The 13,986-nt window shown below is 74.1% G+C and carries 16 protein-coding genes; 12 read left to right on the top strand and 4 right to left on the bottom strand.

Annotated elements, in window-relative coordinates:
* Window positions 1-5: 5 nt before the first annotated feature.
* Window positions 6-635, top strand: coding sequence for a PadR family transcriptional regulator (locus tag OOK34_RS25705; RefSeq protein WP_267036219.1), 630 nt, complete (start codon window positions 6-8; stop codon window positions 633-635).
* A 188-nt stretch (window positions 636-823) separates the two neighbouring features.
* Window positions 824-1,516: a glycerophosphodiester phosphodiesterase family protein gene (locus tag OOK34_RS25700; RefSeq protein ID WP_267036218.1), complete on the top strand. Its 693-nt coding sequence runs from the start codon at window positions 824-826 to the stop codon at window positions 1,514-1,516.
* Between the two features lie 16 nt (window positions 1,517-1,532).
* Here OOK34_RS25700 and OOK34_RS25695 read toward each other — a convergent pair whose 3' ends face one another.
* Complete coding sequence (locus tag OOK34_RS25695) at window positions 1,533-2,072, bottom strand: GNAT family N-acetyltransferase (RefSeq protein ID WP_267036217.1); 540 nt, start codon at window positions 2,070-2,072, stop codon at window positions 1,533-1,535.
* A 131-nt stretch (window positions 2,073-2,203) separates the two neighbouring features.
* Between OOK34_RS25695 and OOK34_RS25690 the strand changes: the two genes are divergently transcribed.
* The 4 genes from OOK34_RS25690 (at window position 2,204) to OOK34_RS25675 (ending at window position 5,172) form a co-directional block, all read left to right on the top strand.
* The gene (locus OOK34_RS25690) at window positions 2,204-2,770 is read left to right on the top strand and encodes a DUF5134 domain-containing protein (RefSeq protein ID WP_267036216.1); all 567 of its coding nucleotides are present in this window, start codon (window positions 2,204-2,206) and stop codon (window positions 2,768-2,770) included.
* Window positions 2,771-2,872: 102 nt separating this feature from the next.
* On the top strand, window positions 2,873-3,811 hold the full coding sequence (locus OOK34_RS25685; RefSeq protein ID WP_267036215.1) for a M56 family metallopeptidase: 939 nt from the start codon (window positions 2,873-2,875) through the stop codon (window positions 3,809-3,811).
* A gap of 34 nt (window positions 3,812-3,845) precedes the next feature.
* A complete protein-coding gene (locus tag OOK34_RS25680) occupies window positions 3,846-4,511 on the top strand; it encodes a phosphatase PAP2 family protein (protein WP_267036214.1) in 666 nt (221 codons plus the stop codon).
* A 37-nt stretch (window positions 4,512-4,548) separates the two neighbouring features.
* Window positions 4,549-5,172 (top strand): TetR/AcrR family transcriptional regulator, encoded by a 624-nt coding sequence (locus OOK34_RS25675; RefSeq protein ID WP_267036213.1) that lies wholly within the window; start codon window positions 4,549-4,551, stop codon window positions 5,170-5,172.
* Window positions 5,173-5,227: 55 nt separating this feature from the next.
* Here the strand turns inward: OOK34_RS25675 and OOK34_RS25670 are convergent, their stop codons facing one another.
* Entirely contained in the window at window positions 5,228-6,715 is a 1,488-nt protein-coding gene (locus OOK34_RS25670; protein ID WP_267036212.1) for an LVIVD repeat-containing protein, read from the bottom strand.
* Between the two features lie 76 nt (window positions 6,716-6,791).
* On the opposite strand from OOK34_RS25670, the gene OOK34_RS25665 reads away from it, so the two are divergent.
* From OOK34_RS25665 to OOK34_RS25655, 3 genes are read left to right on the top strand one after another with little or no spacing between them, the layout of a single operon-like run.
* The gene (locus tag OOK34_RS25665) at window positions 6,792-7,448 is read left to right on the top strand and encodes a DUF305 domain-containing protein (protein WP_267036211.1); all 657 of its coding nucleotides are present in this window, start codon (window positions 6,792-6,794) and stop codon (window positions 7,446-7,448) included.
* Between the two features lie 53 nt (window positions 7,449-7,501).
* Window positions 7,502-8,860: an FAD-dependent oxidoreductase gene (locus tag OOK34_RS25660; RefSeq protein ID WP_267036210.1), complete on the top strand. Its 1,359-nt coding sequence runs from the start codon at window positions 7,502-7,504 to the stop codon at window positions 8,858-8,860.
* A 37-nt stretch (window positions 8,861-8,897) separates the two neighbouring features.
* A complete protein-coding gene (locus OOK34_RS25655; RefSeq protein ID WP_267036209.1) occupies window positions 8,898-9,305 on the top strand; it encodes a hypothetical protein in 408 nt (135 codons plus the stop codon).
* On the opposite strand, the gene OOK34_RS25650 is transcribed toward OOK34_RS25655, so the two are convergent.
* Together OOK34_RS25650 and OOK34_RS25645 are read right to left on the bottom strand one after the other, a co-directional pair.
* A complete protein-coding gene (locus OOK34_RS25650; RefSeq protein ID WP_267036208.1) occupies window positions 9,302-9,658 on the bottom strand; it encodes a helix-turn-helix transcriptional regulator in 357 nt (118 codons plus the stop codon). The two genes, OOK34_RS25655 and OOK34_RS25650, sit on opposite strands and share 4 nt — an antisense overlap.
* 109 nt (window positions 9,659-9,767) lie before the next feature.
* Complete coding sequence (locus tag OOK34_RS25645; RefSeq protein WP_267036207.1) at window positions 9,768-10,868, bottom strand: NADH:flavin oxidoreductase/NADH oxidase; 1,101 nt, start codon at window positions 10,866-10,868, stop codon at window positions 9,768-9,770.
* Window positions 10,869-11,100: 232 nt separating this feature from the next.
* Here OOK34_RS25645 and OOK34_RS25640 point away from each other — a divergent pair, with 232 nt between their 5' ends.
* From OOK34_RS25640 to OOK34_RS25630, 3 genes are all read left to right on the top strand, one after another.
* Window positions 11,101-12,189, top strand: a complete 1,089-nt coding sequence (locus OOK34_RS25640; protein WP_267036206.1) for a sialidase family protein — start codon at window positions 11,101-11,103, stop codon at window positions 12,187-12,189.
* Window positions 12,190-12,231: 42 nt separating this feature from the next.
* Window positions 12,232-12,918 carry a uracil-DNA glycosylase gene (locus tag OOK34_RS25635; protein ID WP_267036205.1) on the top strand — a complete coding sequence of 229 codons (687 nt, stop codon included), beginning with the start codon at window positions 12,232-12,234 and terminating at the stop codon, window positions 12,916-12,918.
* 110 nt (window positions 12,919-13,028) lie between these two features.
* Window positions 13,029-13,949, top strand: coding sequence for a sirohydrochlorin chelatase (locus tag OOK34_RS25630; RefSeq protein WP_267036204.1), 921 nt, complete (start codon window positions 13,029-13,031; stop codon window positions 13,947-13,949).
* Window positions 13,950-13,986 lie beyond the last annotated feature (37 nt).

The following is a 13,986-nucleotide window of genomic DNA, read 5'->3' as shown; positions in this document are numbered from 1 at the left end:
GAAATATGACTAGTAGTCAGACGTCGAAGAAGCAAGACCTCCCGCCGACCGCGTGGGCGGTCCTCGGCCTGCTGTCGTTCCCCGGGGAGCGCACCGGGTACGAGCTGAAGAAGTGGGCGGACTCCTCCCTGCGCTTCTTCTACTGGTCGCCCGCCATCAGCCAGATCTACGCGGAACTGCGGCGGCTGGAGGACCTGGGGTACGCGGCCTCCGCGCGCTCGGGGCCCGAGGAGGTCCGCGCCAAACGCCGCTACGCCATCACCGACGCGGGGCGCGAAGCCCTCTCCGGCTGGGCCTCGGACACCGCGGAGGCCGGGCCGCCGGTGCTCAAGCACGGGCTGCTGCTGCGGATCTGGCTCGGGCACCTGGCCGAGCCCGAGCGGCTGCGCGCGATGGTGGGCGACCACCTCGAGCGGACCCGGGGCGAGCTGGCCGCCGTACGGGAGGCCATGGAGCACGCGGCGGACGTACCGGAGTGGGCCTTCCCGGTGCTCGCGCTGCGCTGGAGCGAGCGGCAGCACCTGGCGGAGCTGGAGCTGGCCGAGGCCCTGCTGGCCGACCTCCGGGAGGCCGCGGCGCGGGCCGGGCAGACGGCCCCGCGTCAAGCCGGCGGGGACGCGCCCACGCCCGGGTGACGTGTCCGCGCGGCTGAGGCCCGCCCTGCGCCGTACGGCCCCGGCGGGAAGCGGCCGGAGGGCTTCCGCGACCCCCTGCACGACCGGTCCCATCGCGCGCGGGGCGCACTAGCATGCGTCCTCACCGCGCGGCCGGTAGGGACACCGCGACCGCGCGGGGAGCCGCCGTCGACGGAAGCGAGAGAACCTTGACTTTCCTCACCATCGGTCACCGCGGGGTCATGGGTGTCGAGCCGGAGAACACCCTGCGGTCGTTCGTCCGCGCCGAACGCTGCGGGATGGACGTCATCGCGCTGGACGTCCGCCTCAGCAAGGACGGCGCCCTCGCCGTCCTGCACGACGCCGAGGTGGACCGCACCACCGACGGCGTGGGCGCCGTCGCCGACCTGACCCTGGCCGAGCTGCGCGCGCTGGACGCCGGTCAGGGCGAGCGCGTGCCGGTCCTGGAGGAGGTCCTGGACGCCGTCCGGGTCCCGCTCCAGGTGTCGGTCCAGGACCGGGCCGCCGCCACGGCGCTCGCTGAGCTGATCGTGCGCCACGACCTGACCTCCCGCGTGGAGGTGGCCTCCGGCGACGGCGAGGTGCTCGCGGCGGTCGCGCGGCGCGCGCCGGGGGTACGGACGACCCTGCATCCGCGGCGACCGGGGGAGGCCGCCGAGGACCTCGTGGACCTCGCGCTGGCGGCCGGGGCGCGGACCGTCGCCCTGGACATCCGCCGGCTCACCCTGGAGACGGTGGAGGCGGCGCACGCGGCGGGGCTGCGGGTGACGGGCTGGACGGTCAACACCCTGGATCAGCTGCGGCTGGCGCGGGCGCTCCAACTGGACGGCGCCGCCACCGACTTCCCGGAGATCCGCAGCACGGGCCGGTTCACCGCCTGAGCAGCGGGGGCGCCTCTTACAGGGCCTTGACCAGCAGCTCGAAGGCCAGGTCGTCGCGGAGCGGGACGCCGAAGCGCTCGTTCCCGTAGGGGAAGGGGGTCAGCTCGCCGGTGCGCCGGTAGCCGCGGCGCACGTAGTAGGCGATGAGCTCCTCCCGTACGTTCACCACGGTCATCCGCATCTCCGTCGCGCCCCAGGACGCGCGGGCCCGGCGCTCGGCCTCGGCCAGGACCTCCTTGCCGAGGCCACCGCCCTGGAGCCCGGGGCGCACGGCGAACATCCCGAAGTAGGCGTGGTCCCCGCGGTGTTCGAGCTGGCAGCAGGCGACGACCTCGCCCGCGCGCTCGACGACCAGGAGGATGCCGTCGGGATCCGCGATGATCGCGCCGACGCCTTCGGGGTCGGTGCGCTGCCCGTCCAGGAAGTCGGCCTCCGTCGTCCAGCCGGCCCGGCTGGCGTCCCCCCGGTAGGCGGACTCGACGAGTGCCACCAGTTCCGGTACGTCCGCCTGCACGGCGCTTCGGAAACTGAGGGCGGCGGGCTGGGCGGTCGACATCGGGCACTCCGTTCATCGCAATGGCATATGACATGCCGGGTGCAGCTCCCAGAGCCTAACCCGGGGCGGCGTGAGGGCGGCGTGAGCAGGGCATCCCTTCCCCTGACGCCGACGAACCGGGAGGTTCCGCCGTGCACGGACCCGCGATGCCCCTCACTCCCGTCTGGATGCTCGTCCTGCTGTGCGCGGCGAGCGGTGCGTACTGCCTGCTGCGGGCGCGCAGAGCCGACGGGGGCACGCGCGGGGCGGCCGCCGGCGAGGCCGTGATGGGCTTCGGGATGGCGGCGATGGCCGTCCCCGCCGGGACCGGGCCCTGGGGGCCGCCGGTCCTGCTGACGCTCTGCTGCGGGGCCGCGCTGCACGCGCTGTGGCTGCTGCGGGGCGGGTTGCACCACGTGCACCACCTGGTCGGCTCGCTGGCGATGGCGTACATGGCGCTGGCGATGGCCGCCGCGCACGGGCACGGCCGGGCGGGGCTGCCGGCGGTGACGGGGGCGCTGCTCGTCTACTACGCCGGCTATGTGCTGCTCGGCGGGGCCCGGCTGGTGACGGCGGGCGGCGGGTCGCATCCGGCCGGGACGGCGCCGGGCGCGGAGGGCGGCGGGGGCGCCGGGGTTGCCGGGGGCGCCGGCGACCTGACTCCGGCCTGCCGACTGGCCATGGGGACAGGGATGTTGGCGATGCTGCTGGCCATGTGAGGCCCGCGGCCGGGGCCTCGGACCGCCGGCCGGACGTGTCCTGCGTCACCAATGCCCCGCGGCCGTACCGGGAGGTAGGCCCGCGCTCATAGGCTGGCGGACATGATGGTCCCCGCCGCTCTCCTGATGCTCGGCGCACTGACCGCAGTGCTCGCGCCCCGCCTGCTGGCCCGGGCCGAGTGGCCCGAGCGTGAACCCGTCGTCGCGCTGTGGGTGTGGCAGTGCGTGGTGGCCGCGACGCTGCTGTGTCTGGCGCTGTCGATGCTGCTGAGCGCGGCCGCCGCCTGGCAGGCGGTACGGGGCCGGCTGTTCGCCGCGGCCCCGCACGGGGTGGTCGACGCGTACGCGCTGGGGGCGGAGGGCGGCCCGTGGGCGACCGGCACCGCCCTGGCGCTGGCCTGCGGGGGGCTGTGGACCGGCGCGATGCTGGCGCGGGAGGTGCTGCGGGCGCGGGCCCGGCGGCGCGCCCGGGGCGCCGAACTGCTGGTCCGGGCCCCGCTGCTGCCCGGCGAGGACCCGGCCACCGCGCGGCTGGTGGTCCTGGAGGGGCCGCGCCCGGAGGCCTGGTGGCAGCCGGGGACGGCCCCGCGGCTGGTGGTGACCACTGCGGCGCTGGGCCGGCTCAAGGGCAGCCAGCTCGACGCGGTGCTGGCGCACGAGCAGGGGCACGTGGCGGCCCGGCACGACTGGCTGCTGCACTGCTCGCGGGCGCTGGCGCAGGGGTTCCCGCAGGTGCCGGTGTTCGCGGCGTTCGAGGCGCAGATGCACCGGCTGGTGGAGCTGGCGGCCGACGACGTGGCCTCGCGGCGCTACGGGCGGCTGACGATCGCCCTGGCGCTGGTCGGGCTGAACGAGGACCGGGGCGTCTTCGGCCCCTGCGGGACCGCCGAGGCACACGTCCCGCAGCGGGTACGGCGCCTGCTGTCGCCCACGCCCCGCCTGTCGGCGGCCCGCCGGCTCCAGCTGACGGCGCTGGCCGCCCTGGTCCCGACGCTTCCGCTGGCGGTGGCCTTCGTACCGGGTCTCAGCGCGCTGGCGTAAAGCACGCGGCCCGCGTGCTGGGAAGATCGGCGGCATGCGGAGCACGTGGCTGTCGAGAGCCGGGGTGGGCTGCGCGCTGCTCGCGGCCGTACTGACCGTCCTGGTGGTGTCCCGGTGGGGGCCCCTGGTTTCTTACGACGAGCAGCTCGCGCGGGACCTGCACCCGTACGCCGTCACCCATCCCGGGGTCACCCACCTCGTGCGGGTGTTCTCCGACTGGATCTGGGACCCCTGGACGATGCGCGCCCTGGCCGCCCTGGCCTGCCTGTGGCTCTGGCGGCGTGGGGACCGCTCCCGCGCCGTGCGGGTGGGGGCGGCGACGCTGGTGGCCTCGGGGGTGCAGCAGGGGCTGAAGGCGCTGACCGGGCGGGCCCGGCCCGTGTGGCCGGATCCCGTCGACTCGGCTCAGTACGCGGCCTATCCCTCGGGGCACGCGATGACGGCCGCGGTGGTGTGCGGGCTGCTGCTGTGGGTGCTGCCCGCGAAGGTCCCGCGGGCGGTGGCGGGAGCGGCCTGGGCGGTGGCCGCCGTCTCGGTGCTCGGGGTCGGCTTCACCCGGCTCTACCTGGGCGTCCACTGGTTCTCGGACGTGCTCGCGGGCTGGCTCCTGGGCGCTGCCCTGGTCTCGCTCGCGGCGTTTCGGCATGCCTGCTCGAGGCGATCCCCCGCGTCGCCCCGAGCAGACGGTCCCGCGCGCTGAGTATATTGGCTCGGAGCCAGTCAACGCAGGAGTAAGCATGTCCCCGCGCAGCGCATCGGTCAATGAAGAATTGCGCAGGCGTTCCCGGGAGCGGCTGTTGCAGGCGACGGTCGAACTGGTTGCCGAGCGCGGGTACGAGGCGACGAAGCTCGGCGACATCGCCGACCGGGCGGGCGCGGCCCGCGGCCTGGTCTCGTACTACTTCCCCGGCAAGCGCCAGCTGTTGCAGTCGGCCGTGCACCGGCTGATGCACCTGACCCTGGAAGCGGCCCTGGAGCGCGAGCCCCGCAGCGACGACGGCCGGGAGCGGCTGGCCCGGGCGATCGACGCGATCCTGGGGCTGGCGCGTGACCAGCCCCGACTGATGCGCACCCACATGGCGGGCATCCTCCAGGCGGAGGGGTTCATCCAGTGCCCCGAGCAGCAGCGGCTGGCGGAGCTGCTGCGGGACACCGTGGTCCGGTACGGCTCGGCGGACGTGGACACGGACTACCCGCTGCTGCGCGCGCTGCTGATGGGGGCGGTGGTGGCGGTGCTGCTGCCGGGGGCGCCGATGCCGGCGGCCCGGCTGCGGGCGGAGCTGTTCCAGCGGTACGGGCTGGACTGGGAGCTGGGGGTCCCGCCGGACGGAGGGCCGCCCGGCGGAACGTTTCCTCGCTAGTTTCGGGTCGCTAGTTTCGGGTCGCTAGTTTCGGGTCGCTAGGTCCGAGCCACGGTCAGTGGTATTCGGGCTGGCTCTGGACGTTGAGCCGGTCCATCCACACCCACTTGGCGCTCTCGGTGCGCCTGTCGTCGAGCCGCAGCACGTCGAGGCCCTTGACGATGTCGTTCGAGTAGATGTGCCCGTTGTAGTAGTACGCCGACCAGGAGCCGCCCAGGCCCAGCTTGTCGGTGGTCAGCGGGCCGCGCTCGAAGTAGCCGATCTCCTTGGGGGCCGCGGAGTCGGTGAAGTCCCACACCGAGACGCCGCCCTGGTACCAGGCCTGGACCATGATGTCGCGGCCGCCGCCGACCGGGATCAGCGAGCCGTTGTGGGCCACGCAGTTCTCGGTGTCGGCCTGGTGGCGCGGGATCTTGAAGTAGCCCTTGAAGACCAGCTTGCGCTGGTCGCCGCGGCCGGTGATGTCGTAGATCCCGTCGGCGCCCCGGTTGGGGCCGGTGGCCGCGTTGCAGGTGGCGCCGCCACCGCCGCCGAGTTCGTCGGTGAACACCACCTTGTCGGCCCGCTCGTTGAAGGTCGCCGAGTGCCAGAACGCGAAGTTGACGTTGTCCTGGACGCGGTCGATGACCCTGGGCTGCTCGGGGCTGCTGATGTCGAAGAGGATGCCGTCGCCCATGCAGGCGCCGGCGGCCAGGTCCTTGGACGGCAGCACCGTGATGTCGTGGCAGCCGGTGGTCTTGGAGACCCCGGGGTTGGCCGGCGCGCCCGGGTTGCCGCCGTCCGGGAAGAGCACCGGGAAGCCGACGACGGCGGCCTGGGTCGGGGCCTTCTTCGGGACCTTGACCACGGAGATGCCGTCGTGCGGCGGCTTGCAGTCCGGGAAGGCCTCGTTGGGCGAGTACGAGGAGACGTAGAGGTAGATGTCCCGGCCGCCGGGCACCAGGGTGTGGGTGTGCGATCCGCAGGCGGTCTCGACGGACTTGACGTACTTGGGGTTCCGCTTGTCCTTGATGTCGAAGATCTTGATGCCCTCCCACGAGGACTTCTCCGTGGCGGGCTGCGAGACGCTGTTGCAGGAGTCGTCGCTGCGGGAGGAGTCGGTGGAGAGGAAGAGCAGGTCGCCGGAGACCGAGATGTCGTTCTGGCCGCCCGGGCAGAGGACCTGCGTGACCACCTTCGGCGCCTTGGGGTTCGCGATGTCGTAGATCGTGAAGCCGTCGTAACTGCCCGCGTAGGCGTAGTTGCCCTGGAACGCCAGGTCGGAGTTGATCCCGGCCGGGTTGGCGCTGGGGATGTTGGCCAGGGGCTTGATGTTGGCGCTGTGCACGATCTCGTCCTGGCCGGGGATCTCCCCGGGGGCGAGCTCACGGCCTTGCGCGGGGCCGGCGCTCTGCCGGTTGCCCGCGCCCGGGGTCAGGTCGCCCGGGTCGGGGGTGGCGGCCGCCGGTCCGGCGGTGGCCAGGAGCGTGGTGAGGAGCCCGGCGGCGGCCAGGGCCACCCCCAGACTCCGGTGGCGCACTCTGACGCTGTGCAGCAAGGTCACTGTGCCTCCCGTGGGGGCCCGTACGTTTCGCTCCTGATGGGAACGGAACCTGGACCCCGGCAGTATCTTGCTTTTCATGGACATGGCAAACGCATTAGTCGGCCGATTCCTGGGGGCGGCGCTGGCCGCCGGCCTCCTCCTCACGCTCACCGGCTGCCAGGGCGGGGACGGCGGCTCACGGGCGGCGGGTGAGGGCGGCCCGATGGTGATCGCCCCCGGCAAGCCGGGCGGGCCGGCCCGTACCCTCTCCCCCGAACAGGCCGCGAAGGAGCGCCCCGACGACAGCCCCAACGCGGCCGACCACGCGTACGTGCGGCGCATGGTCGAACACCACCGGCAGGCCCTGGCGATGAGCGCCCTCGCCCCCGGCCGGGCCTCCGCCGAGGGCGTCAAACGGCTCGCCGAGCGGATCGCGGCCGCGCAGGGGCCCGAGATCGGGGCCATGGAGAAGTGGCTCTCCCGCTACCCGGCGCCGGGCGCCGGCGGCGAGGCCCACGACCACGCCGCGATGCCCGGCATGGCCACGGAACAGCAGCTGGCGGAGCTGACCGCCGCCAAGGGGGCCGACTTCGACCGGCTCTTCCTCGGGCTGATGACCGCCCACCACGAGGGCGCCCTGAAGATGGCCGGGGAGGCGCTGGCCCAGGGCAACAACGTCGCCGTGGAGGAGATGGCGACCGAGGTGGTGGCCACCCAGAGCGCCGAGATACACCGGATGCGCGCGATGGGCTGACGGGCCCGGGGGCCGGTGGCATGCTGGGAGGCACCTGCGGGAGGAGTACCGCCGTGCTTCGTGTCGCCGTCGTCGGTTCGGGCCCCAGCGGGGTCTACGCCGCCCAGACACTGGTCCAGCAGCGGGAGGTGCCGGGCGTACGGGTCGACGTGCTGGACCGGCTGCCGGCTCCGTACGGCCTCGTACGGTACGGGGTCGCCCCCGACCACGAGAAGATCAAGTCACTGACCGGAAACCTCCGCTCGGTACTGGAGGACGACCGCATCCGCTTCCTCGGGAACGTGGAGGTCGGCGGCGAGGGACTGACCACCGCGCGGCTGCTGGAGCTGTACCACGCGGTGGTGTACTGCGTGGGCGCCGCCCGCGACCGGATGCTCGGCATCCCCGGCGAGGACCTGGCCGGAGTGCACTCCGCGACGGCCTTCGTGTCCTGGTACAGCGGGCATCCGGACGCCGGCGCCTTCGACCTGGGCGGGGTGCGCTCGGCGGTGGTGGTCGGCGCCGGGAACGTCGCGGTGGACGTGACCCGGATCCTGGCCCGGGGCGTGCCCGAGCTGGAGCCGACCGACATGCCCCAGCCGGCGCTCGGCGTCCTGGCCGGCAGCGGGGTGCGGACGGTGGCGATGGTGGCCCGGCGCGGGCCCTCGCAGGCCAAGTTCACCACCAAGGAACTGCGCGAACTGGGCACGCTGCCCGGGGTGGACACCCTCGTGGAGCCCGCCGAGCTGGCCCTCGACCCGACGTACGCCGACCAGGGCGCGGCGGCCGCGCTGCCCGCGGTGGCCCGGCGCAACCTCGAGGTGCTGCGCGGCTGGGCCGCAGCCGTCCCCGACGGCGGGGCCGGGGCCCGGAGCATCGCGCTGCGCTTCTACCTGAGGCCGGTGGAGGTGCTGGGCGGGCCCGACGGCAGGGTCCGCGGGATCCGCTTCGAGCGGACCGCCCCCGACGGGCGGGGCGGGGTGAGCGGGACCGGCGCGTACGAGGACGTCGAGGCGCAGCTGGTGCTGCGCTCGGTGGGGTACCGGGGCGTGCCGCTGCCCGGCCTGCCCTTCGACACGGCCGCCGGGACCGTGCCGCACGCGGCGGGCCGGGTGGTGCGCGAGGGCCGGGCCTCGGTGGGCGAGTACGTGGCGGGCTGGATCAAGCGCGGCCCGACCGGGGTGATCGGCACCAACCGGCCGTGCGCCAAGGAGACGGTGTCCTCGCTGCTCCAGGACGCGGGCGCGCTGGTCCGGCGCGAGCTGCCGGGCGACCCGCTGGACGCGCTGCGGGCGGCGGGCCTGCGCCCGGTGGAGTGGCCGGGCTGGCTGTCCATCGAGGCCGCCGAAGCGGACCTGGGCCGCTCCCTGGGCCGCCGCTCGGTGAAGATCCCCGACTGGGCGGGCCTGCGCACGGCGGCCGGCCTCGCGTAGGGTGACCGGATTCGGTTACCGGTAGGGGGAGTTGACGATGGGCAGGGCGATACGGCGGGGCACCTGCGCGGTGCTGGCGACGGCCGCGTGCACGGTGCTGCTGGCGGGCTGCACGGAGGAGACCCCGGTGCGGGCCGCGCCGGGCCCGACGGCCACCACGACGGCCGCCCCGCCGGAGGCGCTCGCGCTGGCCGAGCGCTACCGGGCCGCCGGCGGGGACGCGGACGTGTACGGCATCCAGCAGGAGTCCACGGCGGACGGCGTGCCGCTGCTGATCGTCCGCACCCGCAACGCGAACACGGACGATCCGGTCTTCAAGAAGCAGGCCGCGTCGATCACGTCCTTCCTGGCGGCCGGGGAAGGGCTCTCGCTGAGCCGCGGCTACCGGATGAACGTCTACGGCCCGGACGGCGGCGGACTCCACCAGTGGGACGCGACTCCCTAGGAGGCGTCGCCAGGTGTGTGCCGGTCCTCTTCGGCGGCGGCCGTCAGGACGCTGTCCAGGAGGCCCGGGAAGCGGGCCTGGAGGTCCTCGCGGCGCAGGCCGTTCATCTTGGCCGTGCCGCGGTAGGTCTGGCGTACGACACCGCTCTCGCGCAGGACGCGGAAGTGGTGGGTGGTCGTGGACTTGGTGACCGGCAGGACGAAGTCGGAGCAGGCCAGTTCGGTGCCCGTGGCCGCGAGTTCGCGGACGATGGCCAGCCGCATCGGGTCGGAGAGCGCGTGCAGTACGCCCTCCAGCCGGATCTCCTGCGGTTCGGGGTGGGCGAGGACACGGGCCGTGTCGCGTTCCGTCATGTCCTGCTCCGCTCGTTCGACTCCACTGCCGGTCCCATCGTACGAGAAACGTCGTAGGAAGGGCGGGGTGCGGCGCGGGGGTGTGGGGCCGGCCCGCGCCGCAGCCGGTTCACCAGGCCCGGTGGTAGGGGCCGGGGGTGGGGATCTCCGCGCCCAGTTCGGCGGCAGCGCGGCGGGCCCAGAAGGGGTCGCGCAGCAGCTCGCGACCGAGGAGGACGGCGTCCGCCTCCCCGTTGGCCAGGATCTTCTCGGCCTGCTCCGGCTCGGTGATCAGGCCGACGGCGGCGGCCGGGAGGGCCGTCTCCGCCTTGACGCGGGCCGCGAAGGGCACCTGGTAGCCGGGGCCGGTCGGGATCCGGACGTGCGGGGCGAGCCCGCCGGTGGAGACGTCGAGGAGGTCCACGCCGTGCTCCCGCAGCAGGCCGGCCAGCCGGACCGTCTCGTCGGCGGTCCAGCCGTCCTCCTCCAGCCAGTCGGTGGCGGAGATCCGGAAGAACAGCGGGAGCTCCTGCGGCCACACCGCCCGTACGGCGTCGACCACTTCGAGGGCGAAGCGGGTGCGGTTCTCGAAGGAGCCGCCGTAGGAGTCGGTGCGCCGGTTGCTGTGCGGGGAGAGGAACTCGCCGATCAGGTAGCCGTGGGCGCCGTGGATCTCGACGACCTCGTAGCCCGCGGCCAGGGCGCGCTGGGCGGCGGCCGCGAACCGGCCGGTGATCTCGTGGATCTCCCCGGTCGTGAGCTCGTGCGGCACCGGGTAGCCCTCGTCGAAGGCCCGGGCGCTGGGGGCGCTGGGCAGCCAGCCGTCCGCCTCGGGACCGACGGGGCCGCCCCCGTCCCAGGTGCGGCCGGTGGAGGCCTTGCGCCCGGCGTGGCCGATCTGGATGCCGGGGACCGACCCCTGGGCCTTGACGAAGGCGGTGATCCGGCGGAGCGCCTCGACCTGGGTGTCGTTCCAGATGCCGAGGTCGTAGGGGCTGATCCGGCCCTCCGGGGCTACGGCGGTGGCCTCCTGGATGATCAGGCCGGTGCCGCCGACGGCTCGGGCCGCGTAGTGCGCGAAGTGCCATTCCGTGGCCACCCCGGCGTTCGGGCCGAAGGCCTCGGCGCTGTACTGGCACATCGGGGCCATCCAGACGCGGTTCGGGATGGTCACCGAGCGGAGGGTGTAGGGCTGGAACAGGGCGGCAAAGGCGGCGGGGGCAGCACTCATGGGGCTCTCCAGATGTCACCGGACGCGCACCGGGGACCCGGCGCTAAGTACGAGGAACACCGTACTACGAAATCTCCCGTAGTACGAGACCTCTCGTATTAGCTCTCTCCCCGCCGCCGGAGCGCGTCGCACAGACCTTCGACGGCCCGGCCTGCGCGACCGCTGTCGGTGGTCGGGTGCAGACTGGCTGGAAAGCTGCGGTGAAGGACAACGAGGTCCGGAGGTGTCGGCCATGACCGACGTGCTACTGCTCGCGGGGACCCGCAAGGGGCTCTTCATCGGCCGGCGCCGGGGCGAGGGTCCCTGGGAGTTCGACGGGCCGCACTTCAACGCCCAGGCCGTCTCGGCGGTGGCCATCGACGCGCGGGGGCCGGTCCCCCGGCTGCTGGTCGGCGGGGACAGCTCGCACTGGGGGCCGTCCGTCTTCAGCTCGGACGACCTGGGGGCGACCTGGCACGAGCCGGCCGCGCCCGCCGTGAAGTTCCCGCAGGACACCGGCGCCTCGCTGGAGCGGGTCTGGCAGCTGCACCCGGCCGGCCCGGAGGCCCCGGACGTGGTCTACGCCGGTACGGAGCCGGCCGCGCTGTTCCGCTCGGCCGACCGGGGCGAGTCCTTCGAGCTGGTCCGGCCGCTGTGGGAGCACCCGACCCGCTCGGAGTGGGTGCCGGGCGGCGGCGGCGAGGGCCTGCACACGGTGATCACCGACCCGGCCGACCCGGCCGCGGTGACGGTGGCGGTCTCCACCGCCGGGGTGTTCCGCACCAGGGACGGCGGGGCGAGCTGGGCACCGTCCAACCACGGGGTCTCGGCGGTGTTCCTGCCGGATCCGGACCCGGAGTTCGGCCAGTGCGTCCACAAGATCGCCCAGGACGCCGGGGACCCGGGCAGGCTGTACCTCCAGAACCACTGGGGGGTCTACCGCAGCGACGACGCGGGCGCCGAGTGGGCCGACATCGGCGCCGGGCTGCCCTCCGACTTCGGCTTCGCCGTGGCCGCGCACCCGCACCGCCCGGACACCGCCTACGTCTTCCCGCTCAACGCCGACTCCGACCGGGTCCCGGCGGAGCACCGCTGCCGGGTCTTCCGCACCCGGGACGCGGGCGTCACCTGGGAACCCCTCACGAAGGGGCTGCCGGCCGGCGACCACTACGGCACGGTCCTGCGCGACGCCCTGTGCACCGACGACGCCGCCCCGGCGGGCATCTACTTCGGCAACCGCAACGGCGAGCTGTACGCCAGCCACGACGACGGCGACAGCTGGCAGCCGCTCGCCGAGCACCTGCCGGACGTGCTGTGCGTACGGGCGGCCGTACTGCGCTGAGCATGGGCCGGTTGTCGGTGTGGGCCAGTAGAGTGATCACCCATGGCAGCACGACCGTTGAACGAGATCGTCGAGCCGGGCTGGGCCCGGGCTCTGGAGCCGGTGGCGGCGCAGATCGCCGCGATGGGCGACTTCCTGCGCGCCGAGATCGCGGCGGGCAGAACGTACGTCCCCGCCGGGGCGAATGTGCTGCGCGCGTTCCAGCAGCCCTTCGACGAGGTGAAGGTACTGATCGTCGGGCAGGACCCGTACCCCACCCCCGGGCACGCGGTGGGCCTGTCCTTCTCCGTGGCCCCCGACGTCCGCCCGGTGCCGCCCAGCCTGGACAACATCTTCCTGGAGATGCACCGGGACATCGGGACGGGCCGGCCCGCGAACGGCGACCTCACCCCGTGGACCCAGCAGGGCGTCCTGCTGCTCAACCGCTCCCTCACCACCGCGCCCCGCCGTTCGAACGCGCACCAGGGCAAGGGCTGGGAGGCCGTCACGGACCAGGCCATCCGGGCGCTCGCGGCGCGCGGCAAGCCGCTGGTCTCCATCCTCTGGGGCCGGGCGGCCCGCAACCTGCGGCCGCTGCTCGGCGAGCTGCCCGTGGTGGAGTCCTCGCACCCCTCCCCCAAGTCCGCCGACTACGGTTTCTTCGGCTCCAGGCCCTTCAGCCGGACCAACGAGCTGCTGGCCGGCCAGGGTGCACAGCCCGTCGACTGGCGCTTGCCCTCAGTCAGTTGAACCGTATATGACATTGAACGAGGGTATTCAACGGATAAATGCGGACAGATGCCGCCCGACCAGGCCCTGCCCGAACACCCGGTTCCGATAAGCCAGTAGCATGCGGCGCCATGAGCTCCCCCACTGGGCCCGCAAATGGCCTGCCCGTACGAATGCCGCGACCCCGCCAGACCGGACGGCACCGCCGGCCCGAGCCCGCGGTGGCGCCCGAGGGCGCGCCCGCGCTGGTGCTCGCCGTGCCCGGTGCCCCCTCGGCCGCCTCGCGGGGGCTCGCGGAAGAGATCATCAGCATCGGCCGCTCCGAGCTGCCCGGCCTGGATGCCCGGATCGGCTACCTCGAGGGTGAGGACGGCGAGGAGAGCGAGTTCCCCTCGCTGTCCGGCGTCCTGACCGCCGTCGCGCAGGAGCGGACCGCACGCGCGGAGTTCGCCCGCGCCGCCGGGCACGAGGTGCCCGCGCCGACCGGACCCGACGCCGTGGTCGTGCCCCTGCTGGCCGGTCCCGACGGGGACCTGCTGCGCCGGGTGCGCCAGGCGCTGATGGACTCCTCGGCCGCCGCCGAGCTGGCCGACGTACTCGGTCCGCACCCGCTGCTGGCCGAGGGCCTGCACGTGCGGCTCTCCGAGGCCGGTCTGGCCCGCGCCGACCGGGCCCGGCTGTTCACGGTGGCCACCGCCGCCGACGGCATCATCCTGGCCACCACCGGCGGCGAGGAGGCCGTCCAGGCGGCCGGGATCACCGGCATGCTGCTGGCCGCCCGGCTCGCGGTGCCCGTGATCGCCGCCGCGCTGGACCAGGAGGGCTCCGTGGCCGCCGTCGCCGCCGAGCTGCGCGGTTCCGGTTCGGTCCAGCTCGCGCTGGCCCCGTACCTGATCGGCCCGGAAGCCGCCGACGGCCTGCTGGACACGGCCTGCAAGGAGGCCGACTGCGCCGCCGCCGAGGTGCTGGGTGCCTACCCGGCGCTCGGCAAGCTGGCCGTCGCCCAGTACAGCGCCGCCCTGGGGATCACGCTGGGCGCCGCCGCCCAGTAGGCCCCCGAGCCCGACCGTGACGAGGGCCCGCCCGGAA

Source organism: Streptomyces sp. NBC_00091, from assembly GCF_026343185.1.
GTDB lineage: Bacteria > Actinomycetota > Actinomycetes > Streptomycetales > Streptomycetaceae > Streptomyces.
Note: the sequence above shows the minus strand (reverse complement) of the source record. Positions and strands in the feature narration are given on the sequence as shown.